Source organism: Arthrobacter sp. 01T419, assembly GCF_056398865.1.
This window is the reverse complement of the sequence record NZ_JBFTQF010000002.1, coordinates 426,905-447,604: the sequence shown is the minus strand read 5'-3', so window position 1 is coordinate 447,604 and position 20,700 is coordinate 426,905. Positions and strand designations below refer to the sequence as shown.

The 20,700-nt window shown below is 63.9% G+C and carries 19 protein-coding genes; 10 read left to right on the top strand and 9 right to left on the bottom strand.

What is annotated here, in order from left to right; genetic code table 11:
• Nucleotides 1-5: 5 nt before the first annotated feature.
• From AC1DLO_RS05770 to acs, 4 genes are all read right to left on the bottom strand, one after another.
• Nucleotides 6-917: a carbohydrate ABC transporter permease gene (locus AC1DLO_RS05770; protein ID WP_184738783.1), complete on the bottom strand. Its 912-nt coding sequence runs from the start codon at nucleotides 915-917 to the stop codon at nucleotides 6-8.
• Nucleotides 914-1,918: a carbohydrate ABC transporter permease gene (locus AC1DLO_RS05765; RefSeq protein WP_476889583.1), complete on the bottom strand. Its 1,005-nt coding sequence runs from the start codon at nucleotides 1,916-1,918 to the stop codon at nucleotides 914-916. The genes AC1DLO_RS05770 and AC1DLO_RS05765 overlap by 4 nt, the downstream gene beginning before the upstream one ends.
• 123 nt (nucleotides 1,919-2,041) lie before the next feature.
• Nucleotides 2,042-3,358 (bottom strand): ABC transporter substrate-binding protein, encoded by a 1,317-nt coding sequence (locus AC1DLO_RS05760; protein ID WP_476889582.1) that lies wholly within the window; start codon nucleotides 3,356-3,358, stop codon nucleotides 2,042-2,044.
• Between the two features lie 198 nt (nucleotides 3,359-3,556).
• Nucleotides 3,557-5,593, bottom strand: a complete 2,037-nt coding sequence (gene acs, locus AC1DLO_RS05755) for an acetate--CoA ligase (RefSeq protein WP_476889622.1) — start codon at nucleotides 5,591-5,593, stop codon at nucleotides 3,557-3,559.
• Nucleotides 5,594-6,017: 424 nt separating this feature from the next.
• Between acs and AC1DLO_RS05750 the strand changes: the two genes are divergently transcribed.
• The 3 genes from AC1DLO_RS05750 to AC1DLO_RS05740 are packed head-to-tail and all read left to right on the top strand — an operon-like array spanning nucleotide 6,018 to nucleotide 8,724.
• Nucleotides 6,018-7,244, top strand: a complete 1,227-nt coding sequence (locus AC1DLO_RS05750) for a hypothetical protein (protein WP_476889581.1) — start codon at nucleotides 6,018-6,020, stop codon at nucleotides 7,242-7,244.
• An 11-nt stretch (nucleotides 7,245-7,255) separates the two neighbouring features.
• Nucleotides 7,256-8,047: an endonuclease III gene (nth, locus tag AC1DLO_RS05745; protein ID WP_184738775.1), complete on the top strand. Its 792-nt coding sequence runs from the start codon at nucleotides 7,256-7,258 to the stop codon at nucleotides 8,045-8,047.
• Nucleotides 8,044-8,724 carry an NUDIX hydrolase gene (locus tag AC1DLO_RS05740; protein ID WP_476889580.1) on the top strand — a complete coding sequence of 227 codons (681 nt, stop codon included), beginning with the start codon at nucleotides 8,044-8,046 and terminating at the stop codon, nucleotides 8,722-8,724. The genes nth and AC1DLO_RS05740 overlap by 4 nt, the downstream gene beginning before the upstream one ends.
• 62 nt (nucleotides 8,725-8,786) lie before the next feature.
• Here the strand turns inward: AC1DLO_RS05740 and AC1DLO_RS05735 are convergent, their stop codons facing one another.
• The 3 genes from AC1DLO_RS05735 to AC1DLO_RS05725 form a co-directional block, all read right to left on the bottom strand.
• Entirely contained in the window at nucleotides 8,787-8,987 is a 201-nt protein-coding gene (locus tag AC1DLO_RS05735) for a YegP family protein (RefSeq protein ID WP_284983343.1), read from the bottom strand.
• A gap of 209 nt (nucleotides 8,988-9,196) precedes the next feature.
• Entirely contained in the window at nucleotides 9,197-10,060 is an 864-nt protein-coding gene (locus tag AC1DLO_RS05730) for a CHAD domain-containing protein (protein ID WP_476889579.1), read from the bottom strand.
• A gap of 44 nt (nucleotides 10,061-10,104) precedes the next feature.
• A complete protein-coding gene (locus AC1DLO_RS05725; protein ID WP_476889621.1) occupies nucleotides 10,105-11,790 on the bottom strand; it encodes a bifunctional 3'-5' exonuclease/DNA polymerase in 1,686 nt (561 codons plus the stop codon).
• Between the two features lie 186 nt (nucleotides 11,791-11,976).
• Between AC1DLO_RS05725 and ssd the strand changes: the two genes are divergently transcribed.
• From ssd to AC1DLO_RS05690, 7 genes are all read left to right on the top strand, one after another.
• Nucleotides 11,977-13,143: a septum site-determining protein Ssd gene (gene ssd / locus AC1DLO_RS05720; RefSeq protein WP_476889578.1), complete on the top strand. Its 1,167-nt coding sequence runs from the start codon at nucleotides 11,977-11,979 to the stop codon at nucleotides 13,141-13,143.
• Nucleotides 13,140-14,420 (top strand): TadA family conjugal transfer-associated ATPase, encoded by a 1,281-nt coding sequence (locus tag AC1DLO_RS05715; RefSeq protein WP_476889577.1) that lies wholly within the window; start codon nucleotides 13,140-13,142, stop codon nucleotides 14,418-14,420. The genes ssd and AC1DLO_RS05715 overlap by 4 nt, the downstream gene beginning before the upstream one ends.
• Nucleotides 14,417-15,208 carry a type II secretion system F family protein gene (locus tag AC1DLO_RS05710; RefSeq protein ID WP_476889576.1) on the top strand — a complete coding sequence of 264 codons (792 nt, stop codon included), beginning with the start codon at nucleotides 14,417-14,419 and terminating at the stop codon, nucleotides 15,206-15,208. The genes AC1DLO_RS05715 and AC1DLO_RS05710 overlap by 4 nt, the downstream gene beginning before the upstream one ends.
• The gene (locus AC1DLO_RS05705; protein ID WP_476889575.1) at nucleotides 15,208-15,855 is read left to right on the top strand and encodes a type II secretion system F family protein; all 648 of its coding nucleotides are present in this window, start codon (nucleotides 15,208-15,210) and stop codon (nucleotides 15,853-15,855) included. Before AC1DLO_RS05710 ends, AC1DLO_RS05705 begins: the two co-directional genes overlap by 1 nt.
• Nucleotides 15,856-16,016: 161 nt before the next feature.
• The gene (locus tag AC1DLO_RS05700; protein ID WP_476889574.1) at nucleotides 16,017-16,361 is read left to right on the top strand and encodes a DUF4244 domain-containing protein; all 345 of its coding nucleotides are present in this window, start codon (nucleotides 16,017-16,019) and stop codon (nucleotides 16,359-16,361) included.
• Nucleotides 16,358-16,993, top strand: coding sequence for a TadE family type IV pilus minor pilin (locus AC1DLO_RS05695; protein WP_476889573.1), 636 nt, complete (start codon nucleotides 16,358-16,360; stop codon nucleotides 16,991-16,993). The genes AC1DLO_RS05700 and AC1DLO_RS05695 overlap by 4 nt, the downstream gene beginning before the upstream one ends.
• A 104-nt stretch (nucleotides 16,994-17,097) precedes the next feature.
• A complete protein-coding gene (locus AC1DLO_RS05690) occupies nucleotides 17,098-17,475 on the top strand; it encodes an Rv3654c family TadE-like protein (protein WP_476914427.1) in 378 nt (125 codons plus the stop codon).
• A gap of 65 nt (nucleotides 17,476-17,540) precedes the next feature.
• Here the strand turns inward: AC1DLO_RS05690 and AC1DLO_RS05685 are convergent, their stop codons facing one another.
• Nucleotides 17,541-19,865 carry a DEAD/DEAH box helicase gene (locus AC1DLO_RS05685; RefSeq protein ID WP_476889620.1) on the bottom strand — a complete coding sequence of 775 codons (2,325 nt, stop codon included), beginning with the start codon at nucleotides 19,863-19,865 and terminating at the stop codon, nucleotides 17,541-17,543.
• Between the two features lie 85 nt (nucleotides 19,866-19,950).
• Complete coding sequence (locus AC1DLO_RS05680) at nucleotides 19,951-20,646, bottom strand: GNAT family N-acetyltransferase (protein ID WP_476889571.1); 696 nt, start codon at nucleotides 20,644-20,646, stop codon at nucleotides 19,951-19,953.
• Nucleotides 20,647-20,700 lie beyond the last annotated feature (54 nt).

The following is a 20,700-nucleotide window of genomic DNA, read 5'->3' as shown; positions in this document are numbered from 1 at the left end:
CGTTTTTATCCTTTGCTGGAACCGAGCGTCAGGCCGGCTACGAATTGCCGCTGCAGCGCGAGGTAGATGATCAGGGTGGGTATCAGGGTGATCATGGCGCCCGCGGCAATCAGGTTGTAATTGCTGAGGAACTGGCCTTGGAGGTTGTTGATGGCGGTGGTGATGGGCAAGCGGTCTCCACTTTGGATGAAGAGCAACGGCCAGAAGAAATCGTTGTAGATGAAGATGACTTCCAGGGTGCCGAGCGCTGCGAGGGCGGGCCGGCACAGCGGGAGGATGATGTTCCAGTACTGCCGCCAGATTCCGGCCCCGTCTACCAACGCGGCCTCCGTGAGGTCGGACGAGAGTGCCTTCATGTAGTTGGAGAGCACGAAGGTGCAGAAACCGATCTGGAAGGCCGTGTCCACGGCGATCACGGAAATGTAGGTATTGAGCAGGTTGCCGGAATCGCTGAAAGAGTACGGGAGCGAGAGATGCTTGAACATTTCGAACAACGGGGCTGCGAGGACCTGCGGTGGCAGGAGGTTGCCCGCGGTGAACATGATCAGCAGCGTGATGTTGAATTTCCAGTTCACCCTGGAGACGGCGAACGCCATCATCGAGGCGAAGAACAGGGTCAGGAGCACCGCTGGGACAGTGATGAGTACGGAGTTCAAGAGATACTTCGAGAATCCGCCTTGGGTCCAAGCTTGGATGAAGTTGTCGAAGCTGAAGCTGCCACCAAAACTGAAGTAGCCGTACTTGTCCGTGTCGGCTTTGGGGCGCAAGGCCGTGTACAGGGACCAGCCGAGCGGAATCAGCCACATCACTGCCATGACGGTCAGGAAGATGTGGGTTCCGTAGTGGCGCTTGCCGGAGTTCCGCGACACGGCCGCGGCTCCTGCTGTGCTGGGGATGGGGTTGGCGAGGGTGCTCATGCCTTGCTCTCCTTGCCGAAGGTGCGGATGAGGTAGAAGACGATGGGAATCAGCGAAATGACCAGGAGGATGACCGCGAGGGCGGAGCCGACGCCGATTACTTGGCCTTCACCGACGAGGTTCTGGATCACGAGGGCGCTGATCAGTTCAAGGCCGTTGGTTCCTCGGTTGATGATGTACACAATGTCGAAGGCACGCAGCGACTCGATGATGGTGATCACCACGATCACGATGTTGACCGGGCGCATGGCCGGGAAAACGACGCGGAAGAACGTCTGCACGGCGTTGGCGCCGTCAATCGACGCAGCCTCCCGCAGGGACGGGTCCACACCCTTGAGCCCGGCCAAGTACAGGAGCATGACGTACCCGGCATGACGCCAGGTCGCAGCGACCATGGCTGCCCAGATATTGACGTTGGAGTCTCCGAACCAGTCGACGGCCCGCGGAGTGCCGGCCGTGCCGAGGAGGTAGTTGAGCAAGCCGCTGTCGCGGTTGTAGAACAGTTGCCAGATCACGCCGATGAGGGCCAGGGACAGCATGACGGGAGTGAAGAAGATGCTTTGGTAGATCTTGCTGCCACGGATTTTCTGGTCCAGGAGCACAGCCAGCAGCAGTCCGAGAGGTGTTGCGATCAGGGCCAGGAAGACCAGCCACAGAATGTTGTGCTGCATGGCGGGCCAGAATGGGGGATAGTCCTGGACCACGAAGCGGTAGTTGTCCGTTCCGGCGGGCTTGATGTCCTTGAGGTCCAAGCCGTTCCAGCGGGTGAAGCTCAGCGCGATGGAAAAGAGCGTGGGCAGCCAGACCAGCAGCAGCTGGATCAGGGTAGGCAAACCCACCATGATTGCGAGGACGAACTTGTCACGCCGCGTGAGGCGGCGGACTTTGCCTGCTTTGCCCGGCCGTCTCCCGGCGCCAGGGTGGGCCTTGCCGGCCGTGGTTCGCCCTGCAGCGCCGGGCTCGCTGTCCGGTGCGGCCGGTTTTTCGGCGGTAGTACTCATGGGGATTCCTTCAGTTTGCAAAAGGTGGCCCGACGACGGCGGGCGGTACCGCCGTCGTCGTTCCTTTCCTTGGGATGCCGATGCGCTTGGCCTGCGAAGCAGGTCGCGGCGCTGACACGGCAACTACTGGGCGGCGTAAAGCGTCTTGGCCTGCGCTTCAAGGTTCTTGACGTCCACGGTGCCGTCCTTGATGAAGGACTGGAGTGCGGGGATCATCACGTTGTTGGCCATGGCGGGAAGGGCGTCGCGGTCCAGGAACTGGCTGATGTACTTGGCGTTGGCGATGGTGTCTGCGCACTTCTTGTTCAGCGGGGTGAACTTTGACGTGTCGGCGCCCTTGACGGTGGCGATGTTGGAGGTGTCAACGGCAGCGTAGGCGTTCTGGCCCTCGGCGGAACCCATGAAGGCAAGGAAATCGTGGGCTGCTTTATTGTCGCCGCCCTTCTTGGACAGGAGCAAGCCGTCGATGGGGGCCTCGACGGCGTCCGTGCCTTCCACGGCGATTTCCGGGAACGGGAAGAAATCGATGTCCGCCAGCACCGCGGGATCGGTGAACTGCTGGGTCACGAAGGAGCCCAGCAGGTACATGCCGGTCTTCTTGGCTTCGAGGGCTTTCGCGGCGTCCTGCCAGGTCTGGCCGAGGGCATTGGGGTCTTGGAAGGGCAGGAGGGCCTTCCACGTGTCGAAGACATCGCTGACCTTCTTCTGGTCCCAGCTTTCCTTGTGCGCTGTCAGGTCAATGTGGAATTGGTAGCCGTTGAGGCGCATGTTGATGTAGTCGAACGTGCCCATGGCCGGCCAGCCGTCCTTGTCCGCGAAGCCGATGGGGATGATGCCGTCGGACTTCATCTTGGTGGCCAGGGTCTTCAGCTCGTCGAACGTCTTGGGGACTGCGTAGCCCTTTTCGGCCCAGAAGCTCTTCCGGTAGAAGAAACCCCAGGGGTAGTTGTAGTTGGGGACCAGGTACATCTTGCCGTCCGGCCCGGTGGAGGCCTTCTTCATGGCGTCCGAGAAGTTGCTGCCAATGGTTGCCCATACATCGTCCACCGGGGCCAGGAGTCCCTTTCCGGCATAGTACTGCATGCGGTAGCCGGCGAACCAGGTGAAGGCATCGTCCGGACTGCCTTGGAGGTAGGAGTTGATCTTGTTCTGGAAGTCGTTGTGCGGGACGACGTTGGTGGCCACGGTGACGCCGGTCTTCTTGGTGAAGGCATCGGTGACGGCTTTGTAGGCGTTCTTGGGCACGTCGTCCGAAGAGCCGGAGCCGAAGGTGAGGCTGTTCGATGAGGCTCCCGGAGCGGGGCCGGAGCCGCCCGTGCAAGCAGCCAGCAGCGGAATGCCCGCCAGGCCGGCGGCACCGATACCGAGCGTCTTCAGGATGGTGCGGCGTCCAGGCCCAGCGTTGTACGCCGACTGGAACGGGTCAAGATTCGCTGCCATGTTCTCTCCCTTGAAAAGCGTGGTGCTTGTGAGTTATCTCACGTAGAACTCGACTATAACCGCTCAAAAGAGAACATGAAAGAACTAAATATAACATTCTTGCGACGGTGGGTTTCATGACAAAGGCGGCGGTCCTCGTGGGAGGGGACCGCCGCCTTTGCGTGGTGGCTTGTCGCCGTGCGTCGCTTGGCGAAGTTCCTACTTCTTCAGGGACTCCGCGATCTGGGCCATGATCGTGGGGTCGGACAAAGTGGTGGCGTCGCCTACTTCGCGGCCTTCTGCGACGTCCTTGAGGAGGCGGCGCATGATCTTGCCGGACCGGGTTTTGGGCAGTTCGGGGACCACGAGGATGTGCTTGGGTTTGGCGATGGGGCCGATTTCCTTGCCAACGTGGTTGCGCAGTTCCAGGACGGTGGCGTCGCCGTCGTTCGCGGCATCCCCACGCAGGATGACGAACGCGACCACGGACTGGCCGGTGGTTTCGTCGGCGGCTCCGACGACCGCGGCCTCAGCCACGGACGGGTGGGACACCAACGCTGACTCGATTTCGGTGGTGGAGAGCCGGTGCCCGGAGACGTTCATGACATCGTCAACGCGGCCCAGGAGCCACACGTCCCCGTCTTCGTCCTTCTTGGCGCCGTCCCCGGCGAAGTACATGCCCTCGAAACGGGACCAGTAGGTGTCCTTGAACCGCTCCGGGTCCCCCCAAATGCCGCGCAGCATGGCGGGCCAGGGTTCGCGGACCACGAGGTAGCCGCCGTGGCCGTCCGGGACGGATTCGCCTGCCTCGTCCACGACGTCGATTGCGATGCCCGGCAGCGGGACCTGCGCGGAGCCCGGCTTGGTCGCGGTGACGCCGGGCAGCGGTGCGATCATCTGGGCGCCGGTTTCGGTCTGCCACCAGGTGTCCACGATCGGTGCGGGGTGTTCCTTCTTCTGCCCGTTCTTGCCGGCATTGCCGCCGATGACCTCGCGGTACCACATCCAGGCCTCGGGGTTGATGGGTTCACCCACGGAACCGAGGACCCGGATCGAGGACAGATCGTACTTGGCCGGGATGTCCCGTCCCCACTTCATGAAGGTCCGGATCGCGGTGGGGGCGGTGTAGAGGATGGAGACCTTGTACTTTTCCACGATTTCCCACCAGCGGCCCTGATGTGGGGAATCCGGGGTGCCCTCGTACATGACCTGGGTGGCGCCGTTGATGAGCGGGGCATAGGCGACGTAGGAGTGGCCGGTGACCCATCCGACGTCGGCGGTGCACCAGAACACATCTGTTTCAGGGTGCAGGTCGAACACTGCCTTGTGGGTGTAGGCACCCTGGGTGAGGTAGCCGCCCGTGGTGTGCAGGATGCCTTTGGGCTTGCCCGTGGTCCCGGAGGTGTAGAGGATGAACAACGGGTGCTCGGAGTCGTGCCCGACGGCGGTGTGTTCCGTCGAGGCTGCCCCGACAGCTTCGTCCCACCACTGGTCCCGGCCCTGGACCCAGTCCACGGATTCCCCGTTGCGCTTGACCACCACGACGTTCCGGACGGAATGGCCTGGTGCGGACAAGGCGTGGTCCACGGCGGGCTTGAGTGGGCTGGGCTTGCCGCGGCGGTAGGTACCGTCCGCGGTGACCACGAGCTTGGCCTCGGCGTCATCGATCCTGGAGCGCAGCGCGTCGGCGGAGAAGCCGCCGAACACCACGGAGTGCACGGCCCCGATCCGGGCACAGGCCAGCATGGTGATCACGGCTTCGGGGATCATGGGCAGGTACACGGCCACGCGGTCACCCTTGGCCACGCCCAGGGACTCAAAGGCATTCGCAGCCTTCTTCACCTCCTCGGTCAGCTGCGCGTACGTGTAGCTCCGGCTATCCCCGGGCTCGCCCTCGAAATAGATCGCCACCCTGTCCCCGAGCCCGTTCTCCACGTGCCGGTCCAGGGCGTTGTACGCAGCGTTGACCTCGCCGCCGACGAACCACTTGGCGAACGGCGGGTTGGACCAGTCCAGGGCCTCGGTGAAGTCCTTGTCCCACGTGAGGAGTTCGCGTGCTTGCTTGGCCCAGAATGCGGGGCGGTCCGCATCTGCTTCCGCATAGACCTCGGCGCCGACTACTGCGTTGGCGGCAAATTCAGCGGTGGGCGCGAACTTCCGGTTCTCGTGGAGAAGGTTTTCGAGGGCGTCGCCGTTGCGTATCCCGTCAGGTGCGGGTGCAGCGGTGGTCGTTGATCCATTGGCGTCCTGGGACATGTGAACCTCATCATTCATCGATCTCTGCTGCGCGGGTCCCGTGGCGGTCCGCCCGACCCAAACGCGCCAAGCATGCACGGCGTTGGGCTGCGGCGCCTCACGGGATTCCGCAAGAGCTTTTCCGGAACCCACCTTAGCGTTTTGCGCCGACAACAAGTGTCTGCGGTCACACTCCGGACCGTGAACGGCGTCTGATTCGCGCCGAACGGCTCCGACGTTCTCAGGGTAGCTCCAAAAACGGGGAGATGACGCGGCAGCCTCCGAGTCTCCGCGCGTGTGCCAGCTAGTGGACTGTGAGAAGGGTGGCATAGGCTGAAGAGGTCTCGAGACGCGAAAGACCTGGTGCCCCCGCCTAGCCCGAAAACACTGGGTGCAGCCTTGGGCGGCAGCGTCCCGGGCACCGCCGTACAAAGGAGATTTGCACATGAACCAGACGAGCCAAGGTCCGAAATACGGTGCGCTGGCGCCCGGATCGGCCCCCGAAGCAGCTGGAGCCGGGGCGCCAGAGCCCGGAAGCAAGACCTCCCCGAAGTACCAAGCTGTACTGGGTCCTTTCACCATCCGGGACTTGACTGTTTTCGGTTCCACTTTGCTGATGTTTGTAGGTTCCCTCCTGCCGATGTTCGGCGGACGGTACAACCTGTGGAACCTGGGCAACCTCTTTTTCCTCGCCTTGGGCATCATTCTTCCCTTGGTGGTGACGGCTTTGTTCGTCGCACGGCGCCTGCAACCGGGGAATGTTGTGCGAATCGGTTCGCTTTCGATCGACCAGTTCGCTTCCGTGGTGGCGTCGTTCGCCGTGACCATGTTCTTCCTCTCCACGGCGGGCGCGTTTACTGTTTTCGCGCTCGTGGGCCTGATCGGATCGGTGGGCCTTCTCGCTGCGACGGTCCTGGCACCGCATTTGCCGGTGCTCCGCGAGGACTTCAAGGACCGGGCCGAACAGCCCGCGCACGTTGTGGCCAGGGAATCGGCCATCCCGTCCCGCAAGCCCGTGGTGCCCAAGCCCCTGGTGCCCAAGCCCCTGGTGCCCAAGCCCGAAGCCTCTCCTGACGCTTCCGCGCCGGCAAGTACGCTGCCCGCCACTCCGGTGACCGCCCCCGCGGCAGCACCCGCCGCCGTCGTACCTGCCGAGCCTGCCGAGCCTGCCGAGCCTGCCGGGCCCAGCGAAGTTGCGGAAGGCGACGCCGTGAAGCCGCGGGAAGCGCCGGCGGCAACCCCCGCAGAGCCCCAGCACACTTCTGCCGCCACTATGGCGACGCCGCTCGTCGGAGGCGCGGACACCGGAACCGCCACCCAACACATTGGGACAGTTAACAAGGCAAACGCGGAGAACCAACCCGACACGGAGCAACCTCATCTCGAACAGACCAATCTCGAGCAGACCAGGGCGCATCAGATCATCGGGGCAACCGTAGATCCGGCGACGCGAAGGGGCGACGATGAGGAACACGGAGGGTACGAGGCCTTCTGGTTCGCCGTGGCCCATCCACGTGCCGTCGTCGACGAGCACACAGGAACCCCCGTCTTCACTATCGAACCGGGCGCCTGGGTCCTGGCCCTTGAGGACCGCGGCGAGGAATTCCTGGTGCAGGATACCGATGGCAAAGTGGGCGTCCTGCGCGATCTCAGCCACATCGAACGCGGCTAGCCAGGCCCTCTGTGGACACCATCGTCGAAACCCCGCTGGCTTTGAAGCGGCGTGCGCGCAAAATCAACAAGGCACTCGCCGAGCTCTATCCCTACGCCCACGCGGAGCTTGATTTCCGGAACCCCTTTGAACTTGTGGTGGCCACCGTGCTGTCCGCCCAGACCACCGATGTGCTGGTCAACCAGGTCACCAAAATCCTGTTTGCACGCTACCCGGATGCCCGGAGGATGGCCGAGGCCGAGCCTGCGGAGCTGGAGGCGATCCTGCAACCGACCGGTTTCTTCCGCGCCAAAGCGAAGAACGTCCTGGCCCTCAGCACACGCTTGGTGGACGAGTTCGACGGCGAGGTCCCCGGCAGGCTGGAAGATTTGGTGACGCTCCCCGGCGTCGGGCGTAAAACGGCGAACGTCGTGCTCGGCAACGCTTTCGGCGTCCCGGGAATCACCGTGGACACGCATTTTGGCAGGCTGGCGCGCAGGTTTGGGTGGACGACGTCCGAGGATCCGGTGAAGATCGAGTTCGACGTCGCCGAACTTTTCGAGCCCAAGGACTGGACCATGCTGTCCCACCGCGTGGTTTTCCACGGTCGGAGGGTCTGCCATGCGCGCAGGCCGGCGTGCGGAGCGTGTCCGGTGGCCAATTGGTGTCCCAGCTACGGTGAAGGCGAGACCGATCCCGTCAAAGCCGCGAAGCTGCTCAAATACGAACTGGCGCCCGGCAACGAAGCGCTTTTGGCAAAGCTCCTCGCCGAGACCCACCGTGCTGCGGAGATCCGGATGGAATCGCAAAGGAGACCGCGATGACCGCGCTCGAAGACTTGGTCAGTCTCATCACCAAAATTGATTCCGGGCTGCATCCAGGCCCCGACCCGCGGATTGCCGCCGCAACGGTGGATCCGGACAAGGCGCGAAAAGCGGCCGTGCTCATGCTCTTCGGCGTCTTGGACGATGTCCCCGCTGAATCCACGAAACCTGTGGCGCCCGCCGACTTGGATGTCTTGCTCCTGGAACGCGCGCACACCCTGGACGATCATCCGGGACAAGTGGCGTTCCCTGGCGGCAGCATCGATCCAGGGGATGAGTCTGCCGTAGCGGCAGCGCTCCGGGAGGCAGTAGAGGAGACCGGCTTGGACAGTGGAGGCGTACAAGTACTGGGGGTCATGCCGGAACTCGGACTGATTCGCAGCAATTTCGTCGTCACACCCGTCTTGGCATGGTGGGCATCGCCCTCGCCCGTCCGCGTTGTGGACTACGCCGAGTCGGCGCAAGTGTTCCGTGTCCCGGTGCGGGATCTCCTGGACCCCGATAATCGCTACACGGGGACGCTCACCCGACTTGGCCGGACTTTCTCGAGCCCTGTCTTCAAGGTCAACGGACTAGTGGTCTGGGGTTTCACGGGGATGGTGCTCAGCGGCCTTTTCGACGCCTTGGGGTGGACGGTTCCGTGGGACGCGGAGCGCCTGCTTGAGATAGAGCTTTAGCCTCGCGCTGTAGGTGCGCCGCGCACCGGCGCCGCTGATCCGCCGAGCGCCGCTGACTCGCGCTACGCAGCGTGTGGGGCTGTTTTTGAAAGATCCACGACGATACCCGTGGCGGCATTTTCCCGCACGGCGGTGATGCCGGCCGACACGGCCTTCAGCTGTTTAAACTGCGGAGACTCCGCAACCAGCGTTCCGTCGGCTGTCACCAGCCGGAATCGGTAGCCGTCTTCGCCGTCCTTGAGAATTTCGAATCGTCCAGCCATCGTTGCTGTTCCCCCTTGTTTACTGCCCGCACAGTGAGTGCGTCCTTGCACTGTGGCGTCCCTCACTTAGGTCCGCCGTGAACGAGCCTATCCGGAAGGTCGGAGAGGGTTGAAGTTACTTCGGGGTACATTACTTGGCAGGGTCATGCCAAGTACGTTTCCGCCTTATGACTCGCTTTCGGCCCCGTTGGGGGCTATGGTTCCGGACTTCAGAAGATCAGCGCTCGCCTCGGGGCCGGCACTGGGTATTCCGCCATTGCCATCCGGAATTCTTCCTCCGCGTTGAGTCGCCGTCGGGATTCCATTGCCTCCAGCCTTTGGGCATCTTCCGCGTCGACGCCTGGAGTGTTTGCCAGTTCCCTGATCCAGTCTCCGGCCACGACGGCGTCGTGTTGCTCGCCCAGCAATCGTTGCAGGCCAATCGCCGGTTGGATCACTCCGGCAGCGTGGTGGCTGAAGGCGTCCGCAACTGACTCCGCGGAGTACCGGAGGCACTTGACGTCTTTGCGAGCTTGGTGGAGCGCGGCGTTGCGCACGTCCGGGTCGCCACTGCCCGCTTCCTCCGCGAGGCTGTGCTGCAGCCGCTCCCACTGTACTTGGAGGCGCTCCGCAAGGTCCGCCGTCGGGGGCTTGTATTCCTTGGCGTCGGGGGCTTTCAGTAACGCTGCCCTTGCAGCCCGCACCGTCCGCTTGCTGCGCTTGCGCACACCCAGGGCAGTCGCCAGCCGGGCGCTGGACAATTCCAGCTCCTCAACGGCCAGCCGCAAGGACTCGGGAGCATTCCATGAATCCTTCGTGTCAAGAGAGAGCCGTATTCTCTGGGCCAGGACATAAGCATCCCGGGACTCACCCAGGGAAGTTGCCAGCCACTTGACTTCCTCGCGGGCCGGCCGCGGGAGCTCCGGGACCAGGCCGCGATAGCAATTGAGGACGGAACGGAGCCGGCGAATCGCGAGCCTGGCGTTGTGCACGGCTTCCGGGTCAGCCGCCCCGATCAAGGGCAATTGGCCCTCCAGTTCGGTCAGCTGGAACGCGATGTATGCGGCCAGTAGCGTCCGGCCTTTGCTTCCCACGGGGCAATCGTCCTCCGCTGTTGAGCCGGGGGCAATAGCGGTGCCTACTTCGCCTTGTCGTACGAATCGACGACGGCGATACTCACCGGAAATTCAACCGGAATCCGCCCGAACAGCAGCTCCTTCGCGGCAGCGGCGGCCTCCTCGATGGCACAGATGCAGGCATCCACCGACTCGAGGGGGGCATGAACCATGACTTCGTCGTGCAGGAAGAACACCAATTCCCCGGCGGGCAGGCCCTTGGCACGCACAGTGCGCAACCGCCGTCGAAGTTCGGCAAGCCAGCACGATGCCCAGTCCGCTGCGGAACCTTGCACCACAAAGTTCCGCGTGAAACGTCCCCGTGACCGGGCGATGCCGTCCGCTCGCCTCTGCTCTTCCGCCGTCGTGGACTGCTGGCTGCGGATCCAGCGTTCCGACGGCGGCGGGCTGCTGCGGCCCAATCTGGAGGTCACGGTCCGGCCGGCTTCGCCGTCTCGGGCTGCCTGTTCGACGAAGCCGACTGCTCGCGGGTAGGTGCGGGCCAGCTGGGGCATAAGCCGCCCTGATTCGCCCGTGGTGGCGCCGTAAATTGCACCCAGCAGCGCGATCTTGGCCTTCGCCCGGTCACCACCGAAGCCTTGCGCGGCGATGCCGGCGTACAGGTCCTTGTCCCGCGCAGCCTCGGCCATCTTCGAATCCTGAGCCAGGGCGACCAGAACCCGCGGCTCAAGCTGCGAGGCGTCGGCGACGATCAACTTGTGGCCCGGGTCGGCATGCACTGCGCCCCGGATTTGGCGGGGAATCTGCAAAGCCCCGCCTCCACGGGAAGCCCAACGGCCGGACACCACGCCACCCACCACGTACTCGGGACGGAACCTGCCTTCGCTCACCCACGCGTCCAGCCAGGACCAGCCATTGGCCGTGAACAAGCGGGAGAGCTTCTTGTATTCCAGGAGGGGTCCGATGGCCGGGTGCTTTGATTCCTTGAGTTCCCATTGGCGGGTTGTCTTCACTTCGATGCCATTCCGGTGCAGGGCGCGCATGAGGTCCTGGGGTGAATCCGGGTTCAGCCGGGGAGTCTGGAGGATCCCGCGAAGCTCGTTGCAGAGCGCCTCGAGCCGGGCTGGACGGTGGCCGGCCAGAGGACGGGGACCGAGGTGGCCTTCGAGGATTTCTTCGTACAGTGTCTCCTGCCATGGCACACCCGTGAACTGCATTTCCGCGGCAATCATGGCGCCGGCGGATTCCGCAGCAAGCAAGAGTTTCAGGCGATGCTGGCGGCCTTCTTCCGTGGAAGCCTGGCCAAGCGCGTGCTGCTGGGCCGCGAACTCGGTACGTATGTCGTCGAGGCCGGGCTGTGCGCTACGCGGGACAAGGTGGTCAAAGAGCGCGCCTTGCTCGGCGGGGGCCGGTGGAGGCTGGAGGATGCGCGGAATTTCATCGTCCTGTGTGAGCTTTTCGGCGCTGCGGGCGTAGTCAGTGTGTGCCGTGAATTCCGAGTGGGCCAGGATGGCGCGGCTGAGTGTGAGGTCATGGCACCGCTCCAGCTCCACTCCGGCCTGGAGCATCGCCGGGTACCAATCCTGCGTCCGGTTCCAGACCCAGCGCGGCCGCCTCTTTTCCAGCCCGCCCACGACGCCGGGAAGATCGGCTTTGCTCACGACGCTCGGCTCTGCCAGGGCTGCTCCAGCCGCATTGGTTTCCTGAATGGCTGCGCCGTCTGGATGGGCGGCGAGCAGCAGGTACATGATCACCATTCTGCCTTGCGGTTCCGCTGAAACTTGCACTTCGCGGACAACTGCCGTCCGCAACGCTTCCGTCGCAATGCTGCACCCGCATTGCGGACTCCCCCTCCACAGGGTCTTTGCGGTTGCTTGTCCACATACGCAAAGAGAGTTCTTCAATGCTCCCGGGAAAACGGGGACAGTGGCTTCATGAGCGGGCAACATCTCCAACAGCGCGATGACGGTGGCGGCGCCGTCGGTGGCAAGGGCGGCGCCGACAGGGCCGGCAGCGGACCGGATCTTGGTCCGGTGCCGGGCGAGTCGTGGCTTCCTGTCGATTCCGGCGAAGTCCTGTTAGTGACGGGCAATAGCCGGCTGCAGGCTGAGACGGAAAGGATCGCAGCCGCTGTCGGTGCCAGTCTTCGGACAGCGGTCGATTCGTCCGAGGCCTTGTCGGTATGGGACTCCGCGGGGACGGTGCTTCTCGGTAGCGATATCCGCGAACTACCGCCCCGCCGTCGTGCACCTTCCGTTTTGCTAGGACTCAACGGTGAAGGGGACTCTTTGTGGCAGTTGGGAGCGGCATTGGGGGCCGAACGCGTCGCCGTATTGCCGGAGGCCGCGGCATGGCTGGCGGAGCACCTCAGCCGTTCCCACGCCCCTGAACCCGGTGGCATGGTGCTCGGAGTGACAGGCGGATGCGGTGGTGCGGGCGCCTCGACGGTCGCAGTCTGGCTGGCCCAGGAAGCGGCCGGCCACGGGGTGCGGACTCTGTTGGTGGACGGCGACCCCCGGGGAGGCGGCCTTGAGCTTTGCCTTGCTGCTGAAGGCGCGCCTGGGCTGCGCTGGCCCGATTTTGCGGGCGCCAGTGGCAGCATCGGTCCCGCGCAGCTAAGCGACTCACTGCCCGTAGCGGGCGGATTCTCTTTTCTCTCCTGGCCGGGCGGCCGCGACCATCCCCTGGATGTCGGGGCTGGTGCAGTGGTAGCTGTTCTGGACGCGGCTAGACGGGGCTTTGAGCTGGTCATTGTCGATATTGGCCGCGGAACGGAATCGCTGAGCAGCTTCGGATGGGACTGCGACAGGATCCTCCTGGTAGCACCGGCGCAGCTTCGAGCGGCCGTCGCCGCGGCCCGGCTCCTCCAAGAGCTACCCGCCGTGGACACAGCACTTGTGGTCCGTGGGAACACCAGTTCCGCAGTGGATGGACCGCTCATTGCCGAATCGCTTGGCCTACCCCTCCACGGTGTTCTGCCCGAGCTTCGCGGAACCACTGGGGCCGCTGAGCTTGGACGCCTCCTGGAATTCGGTAAACGCAAAGCTGTGCGTCGCTTTGCGGGATCCGTCCTTCAACTACTCGACCACGGAGCAGCATGAGTACGCCCGTATTCCCAACTGGCGGCCGCCGACGTCGGGCCCAGCGCTTGGACGCCGCGCTCCTTGAAACCGTCAGGGAAACCGTCATGTCCGACGCCGGACCTGTCACTCCGTCACGGGTGGCCGCCGCCGTCCACGCCACGGGCCGGCTGCTAGGAACCGCCGGCGCGCTCGCGGCCGTCGAATCAATCAGCGCCGAACTGAGTGGGCTGGGACCTCTCCAACAACTTGCACGGGATGCTTCGGTGACGGACATCTTCGTGAACGGCCCGGACTCCGTCTGGTTCGACCGCGGCAAAGGGCTGGAAAGAGCCCAGCTCCACTTCGACGGCGAACCTCAAATCCGTGCCCTGGCCTCCCGACTTGTGGCAGCGGGCGGACGCCGCTTGGACGACGGCTCACCGTGCGTCGATGTCCGGCTCGACGGCGGCTACCGGGTGCACGCAGTGCTCCCGCCGATTTCCACCGCGGGAACGTTGTTGTCAGTGCGGATCCGGCGTGAGGAAGTGTTCTCCATGGACGAGCTCCGCGCCGGCGGAATGTTTGGACCACCTGTACAGCATGTGCTGCAGGCGATGGTTGACCGCAGGCTGAGCTTCCTGATCAGCGGTGCCACCGGTTCCGGAAAGACCACCTTGCTGTCCACGATGCTCGGGCTGAGCAATCCCCATGAGCGCCTTGTACTGATTGAAGACGCCTCGGAGCTGAACCCCGTACACCCGCACGTCGTGTCCCTTGAGTCCAGACACGGAAATCTTGAAGGTGGCGGCGCGCTGGACCTCGGCGAACTTGTCCGGCAGGCGCTGCGGATGCGGCCGGACCGGCTCGTCGTGGGCGAATGCCGCGGAGCCGAGGTCCGTGAACTGCTGACCGCACTTAATACCGGCCATACAGGTGGGGGCGGCACGATCCATGCAAACACTGCCGCCGCTGTTCCTGCCAGGCTAGTGGCCTTGGGCGCGCTTGCAGGGCTGAGCAGGGAAGCCGTCCGCCTGCAACTTTCAACAGCTTTGGACGCAGTGGTACATGTCGAGCGGACTCTCTCCGGAAGGAGGGTTTCGTGCATCGGACTATTGGCGGATGACGCGACAGGCCAAGCCGTAGTGCCCGCTGTAGAGCTGCACGCAGGCGACGCTGTTGCCGGTCCTGCGTGGAGGGAGCTTGCACGCCGCCTTGAGCTTGACCCGGGGATCTTGCGCGAGCCACAGGCTACGTCCGAATTGCTCGAGCCGCAGGGGTGGATTGCCGGTTCGGATCATCTTGGAGCTGTCGCGTGACCGGACTTCTGCTGTTCGTCCTGGCAGCCGCTGTGTGGGTGACATTCCAACCGTCCCGGCGACGCGGCAAGCGAGTGGTGCGCGCTCTCGCGCCCGCTCTGTCAGCCCCGGCCATCCCAGGCAAGCTGCGGAGACGCGCCCGCGTGGACGCGTTGCCGCTCACGGTGCTCGTGCAGCAACTGGCTGCGCTCCTCCGAGGCGGCCGGTCGCCGTCGAGGCTTTGGGAGGAACTGTGCATGGTGCACGCAGACAAGGATCAGGGCGATGGTTCGAGCGACGCCGGGGTACCCAAGGCGAACAGGAAAGCTTCGGGATTCCCCCGGCTGTCTTCCGGGTCTCTTCGCGTTCTTGCGGCTGCGCGGGCGGCCTCGATGATCGGGGCATCCGTCGCCGCAGCCATCAGAATGTCGGCAGCGAAGGATCTTGCTGGTGGACATCCCGCAGAACGGCGCATCTGGGGAGAACTTGCTGCCTGCTTGGACGTCGCCGAGGCAAGTGGTTGTCCGTTGGCGGATGTGCTTGCCAGGTTTGCCTCCCAGCTTGAGGCAGAGGACGACGCCGGTGATGCCCGGCAGACTGCGCTGGCCGGTCCGAAAGCCACCGTGCGTCTTCTGACCTGGTTGCCCGTGTTCGGGCTGGGACTGGGCATGGTGCTGGGGGTGGACCCTTGGGGGATCTTGTTGGCCAACGGGGTCGGTTTGGCGGCGCTCGCGGCTGGGATCGTCTTGACGGTGGCGGGCAGGATCTGGTCATCGCGATTGGTGTACGCGGCGGCGGGCACCGACTGATGGACTCCGCTTTCCCTGCCATCGCAGTGTCTGTGGTGTTGGTTTCCGCAGTAGTCCTGGGGCTGGCGAATCCGGGAAGAACCCGGCGGCGTACGGCTCTGCGGATGCTTCACGGCTCACCCAATGGCATTGACCCGCTGAAGGACCTTAATGGGGGCCGGGCCCCTGACGTGCCCGGGAAATCCCAGAAGGGGAAATCCCACGGACAGGAAGGACTGCGTAGCGTGCCCATGATTCTTGAGTTGGTGGCCGCCATGCTCGATTCTGGGGCGGGACTTGGACGGTCCCTTGAATTGATCGCTGGCTGCGCCTGCCCGCAGCTCAGCCGCTCGCTGGGATCTGTGGTTGCCGCCCTGGACATCGGAACGGACTGGGAGACCGCGTGGCGGAGTTCGGGCCAGCAATGCGCTGAAGCACGCAAGCTCAAGGATGCCCTCGCCTTCGCGGCCCTGACAGGCGCGCCATCATCTGCCCTCCTTTATGCCCAGGCAGCCCGCCTGCGGCGCGAGCAGTTCAGGGCTGCGGAAAAGCGCGCTGCGGCGCTTGGTGTGAAACTCGTGGTCCCACTGGGCTTGTGTTCCTTGCCTGCTTTTATCTGTCTCGGAGTCGTCCCGGTGCTGTTGGCCATGCTTCCCTCAGCGGGATAGTCGGCAGCGGCGCGTGAGGCGGTCGATCGAGTTTTCCTCCACATGGGGCGTCAGAAGCGAGTTTTCCACTTAGAAGAGTTGGGTCCTTTTGAAGACCAGACCCCAACGGGAGAGTCGAAGTACGGCCGGCAGCCAAGCCGGTTCCAGCGAAAGGAATTGAAATGAATGCAACCGCGGATACCCTGGTCCAACCGGCCCCTTCCGGGCCGAATGCCGAGGTTCTTGAGCTGTTCCCCGCCTCACAGCGAAACCAGCCCGGCCGGCCGCCTACCCGCCCACATTCTTCCGGTGAAACGGGCCGTGCGCGGTCCGACGACGGGTCTGCTGCGGCCAGACCCTCGAAGAAGCGGCTCATGGGGTCCGAGCTTGGGATGGCCACAGCCGAGTACGCCATCGCCACGCTTGCCGCGGTGGGCTTCGCCGGACTCTTGGTGGTCATTCTTCGCAGCGAGGAAGTGCGCGGTTTCCTCCTCAACCTCATTCGTAGTGCACTCGCCCTGCCATGACGGAAAGGCATCTCTCCAAGAGTCGTGCTGAGAGCTCGATACGCCCGTGGGCACGGGCTGCGAGCCGTGCGACGCACAGGCTCGCGCGGCGGCATCCTTCTACCAGAGGGCGTTCGGAGGAGAAACTTCCTGGCTCGGGGAAGGGCCGTCGTAGCCAGGCTCTCTCCGGGAGGGACCAAGGTGCAGTCACTGCGGAGTTCGCCGTGGCACTGCCGGCTGTCTTGCTTCTTTTGGCGCTGCTTCTCGCCGGCTCCGCGGCCGGAATTACCCAGCTGCGTTTGGAGGAAGCAGCTAGGGCAGGTGCTCGGGCCTTGGCCCGCGGTGATGGAAATTCGGCCGTGGAAGGGATTGTCCGGAGATTGGCAGGGGATGCCGCCTCGGCCGTTGTTTCGGAAGACGGCGATTGGATCAGGGTCACGGTCTCCGCCCCGGTGACGGGTCCGCTGGGGTCCCTCATCCCATGGAAGCTTTCCGCCGCGGCTTCGGCCAGGGGCGAGACGCCACGGGCATCAGTGGCCACCTTGCCCTTTCCTGATGTTGGGGACGGGGTTGTTGACTTCAACGGTGCCGTGCCAGTCGCGGCGGTGGCGAGACTGGGACTCCCGGAACCTGCGCAAGAGGTAGCGGCGTGAGGGCAGGTATCGCCCGCGCCAATGCCAGTCGCTGCTTGGCTGAGCACGGCGTGGGGGCTGGGGTTGCCAACGCAAGTGTGATCCGTAGCGATGGGGAGCGCGGCGTGAGGGTTGGTATCGCCCGCGCAAATGTGATCCGTAGCGATGGGGAGCGTGGCTCGGGGACCGTGATGGCTGTTGCCTTGGGTCTAGTCGTCATGATCTGCATGGCAGCAGCCCTTATGCTGGCCCACGCGGCAGCGATGGCCCAACGTGCCGCCACCGCTGCCGACCTTGCGGCGCTCGCGGGAGCGGATGCGGCCCGTGGCCTGACAGCAGGAGATCCTTGCGTCGTCGCCAGTGAAACCGCGGCGAGGCATGGAGCGTCGTTGTCGGACTGCGCGATCAGCGGAGGTGAGATCGTGGACGTCCGCACGCAGTTGGCTCGCGGCACGGTTTTCGGGACCGCAACCGCGCGTTCAAGGGCGGGTCCACCGCCCTAAACGGCTGCCCGGCCAGCTGCCCCTGGACCGGGTCTAGCAGGGCACGTCGAGCCGGGTGGCGGTCGCTAGACTGCATCCCGCAGGAGCACGTCGATCAAGGTGACTGCGGCGTCCTTGTCTAAGGGGTTGTTCTTGTTGCCACATTTGGGGGACTGGACACAGGAAGGGCAGCCGTTCTCACACTCGCACGCTTTGATGGCGTCCCTTGTGGCGGTCAACCACACTTTGGCTTTCTCGAAGCCACGCTCGGCAAATCCAGCACCGCCTGGATGGCCGTCGTAGACAAAGATCGTGGGAACCCCGGTATCGGCGTGAAGCGCTGTTGAGACACCACCGATGTCCCAGCGGTCACTTGAAGCCACCAAGGGAAGAAGGCCGATGGCGGCATGCTCAGCTGCGTGAAGCGCACCCGGGAACTGTGCCTCGATAAGGCCCGCGCTTGTCAGAGAGCGGTTGTGGACCACAAACCAGACTGCCTTGGTGAAGAGATCCCTGGCCCCGAGTTCCAGCGGCTCCTCTCCTAAGACCTCATTGGAAATCAGTGCCTTACGTTGGAAGGAAACCACCTGTGTTGTTACTTTCACTTCCCCGAAGTGGACCGCGATGTCACCCCACTCCATGGTCCGGAGAGTCTGCAGGACCTCGATCTGCGTTACGTCCCGGGCTGTTGTGTAGTAGTCCGGGTTGGTTCTCCGAACCATCACGCAATGGTCTTCTTCGTTCAGTTCTTCAACCAGGTAGCTGTCCCCCTGGTGCACGTAGATGGCGCCGGTGTGGGCCTGGTAGTGCGTCTGGGGCGAATCCATGGTGCCCAACAGGGAACCAGTTTCGGAGTCCACGATGCTCACGGGGCCGCCGCCGTCTGCACGAAGGTTCACCATGGCCGCGGCGCTCTCGGGGTGGGTCCAGAACCAGCCCGCGGGCCGTTTCCTCAGGTACCCCTGCTCCACCAGCTGATTCAGCAGCGGCTCGGACGTTGGTCCAAACAGGCCAAGTTCCGCCACCCCGATGGGGAGCTCGGCAGCCGCTGCGCACAAGTGGGGGCCCAGTACGTAGGGGTTCCCGGGGTCGAAGACGGTGGCCTCGACCGACACATCAAAGATGGCCTCCGGATGGTTGACGAGGTAAGTGTCGAGGGGATCGTCGCTGGCCACGAATGCAGCGATGGCGTCTTGGCCCGCGCGGCCCGCTCGTCCGATCTGTTGGAACAGGGACGCCCTGGTCCCTGGCCAGCCGGCTACCAACACCGCGTCCAGTCCGGAAATGTCGATTCCCAACTCCAACGCGGACGTGCTGGAAACTCCTAGCAGTTCGCCCGAGCGCAGGGCCTTCTCCAAGGCGCGTCTCTCCTCCGGGAGATAGCCCGAGCGGTACGCAGCAACCCGCTGGGGCAGGCTGGGGTCTACCTCGTCGAGGAGGCGCTTGGTGATGGACGAAATTGTCTCTGCGCCACGCCTGGATTTGATGAAGGCGATGGTCCGGACACGGGAGGACACCAGGTTGGCCAGCATGTCCGCGGTCTCGGCCACGGCGGTTCTGCGGGCTTTTGCCCCGTTTTCGCCCTTCAGCTCGGTCAGGGCAGGCTCCCAAAAAGCCACCGTGGTTGAGCCATGCGGTGAACAGTCCTCGGAAACTTCTCGGACGGGAGTGCCGATGAGCCGGGCAAAGGACGTACCAGGGTCCGAAGCCGTAGCGGACGCCGCAATGAACACCGGTTCAGGAAAGGAGGTGCCCGCACCGTAGTATGCGCAGATCCGCCGGAGCCTTCGCATGAGGTTGGCGACGTGAGACCCGAACACTCCACGGTAGCTATGAGCCTCATCCACGATGACGTACCGTAGCCGGCGGAAGAAGCGGGCCCACCAGGTGTGGTTGGGAAGGATCCCGAAGTGCAGCATGTCCGGGTTGGCGAGGATGAAGTTGGCGTGGTCGCGGATCCAGCGGCGCTGCGACTGGTCGGTATCGCCGTCATACGTTTCGGCCCGGACCGTCGGGAGCTTGAGTGAGCGGATCGCTGCCAGTTGGTCGGCGGCAAGGGCTTTGGTGGGGGAGAGATACAAGGTGACTGCGCCGTCGTCGTGGATCTTGCCCGGTTCGGACAGCACCCGCAACTCGGAACGATGGATGGCGTCGAGGGCAGGCAACTGATAGGCAAGGGACTTCCCGGAGGCAGTGCCCGTGGCAATGACCACGTGTTGGCCGGAATGGGCGAGTTCGGCTGCTTCGATCTGGTGGCGGTACGGTTCGTGGATGCCCAAAGTTCCGTAGGCGGCAACGATATCGGGATGGGCCCAGCCCGGCCATGCCTCATGGATTGCCTGGCGTGCAGGAATGGTTCGGACGTGTCGCAGCTGCTCCGGGTCCGGGCTCCTGCCCAGCAGGGAGATCATCGATTCAGTTGCGCTCACTTAAACATTCTGTCATCGCGCCTGAAACCGACCATTGTTGACGCCGCTGCAGACGCCGAGGACGCCGCTACGCGACAGACAGGTCGGTCTCGTCGACCCGCTTGGTAGACATCATGAGTACTTGGCTGATGTTCTTCCACCCTAGGTGCGAATACAAATGCTGTCCGTCCAGGGAAGCCAGGAGGAGACCGCTTTCAACGTCGTGCTCAAATGCCTGTGCAGCGAGGGCTTTCATGATGAAGCTGCCCAGTCCCCGGCGTTGGAAGTTGGGTTCTGTGACGATTTTGTCGAACACGGCCGTGTGCTCGACCACGAATACCTGGCCGCTTGCCGCCACCTCTTCGCCAGCGTGGACCACCGCATAATGGACGCCCTTGCTTTCGGAGGTCGCGAGTTTGAGATCGTCATCTGAGAGCCATGGGTCTTCGGCGTCTTGGGTTTCCATGTCCACGATCATCATGGTCTGGGAATCGGACGTGATGTTCAGCCCGTGCTCCCTCGCCAGTTGGTCATAGCGGGCCACGTCGTTCGTGAGGATCGTCAGGATGCGGGCGTCCGCTTGGCGGGTCTTGGCGGCAAGTTCCGCGAACTCGGCATCCGATGGGTCGTGCGCGAAGTACTCCCAGTCGCCGGTCTTGTCCGCACGCAGTGCAGCCGGGAACCGGCCTTCCTTGCGCGTCTCGTAACCACGGGAACCAGACCAACCGGCCACCCAGACTTCCAGCAGATCAGCGATGTCTTCAACCAAGGCGTCGTGACTCATGTAGAGAGACTATGTCAGCAGTCTGGGAATCAACAGGGGGCCGCCAGTAACAGC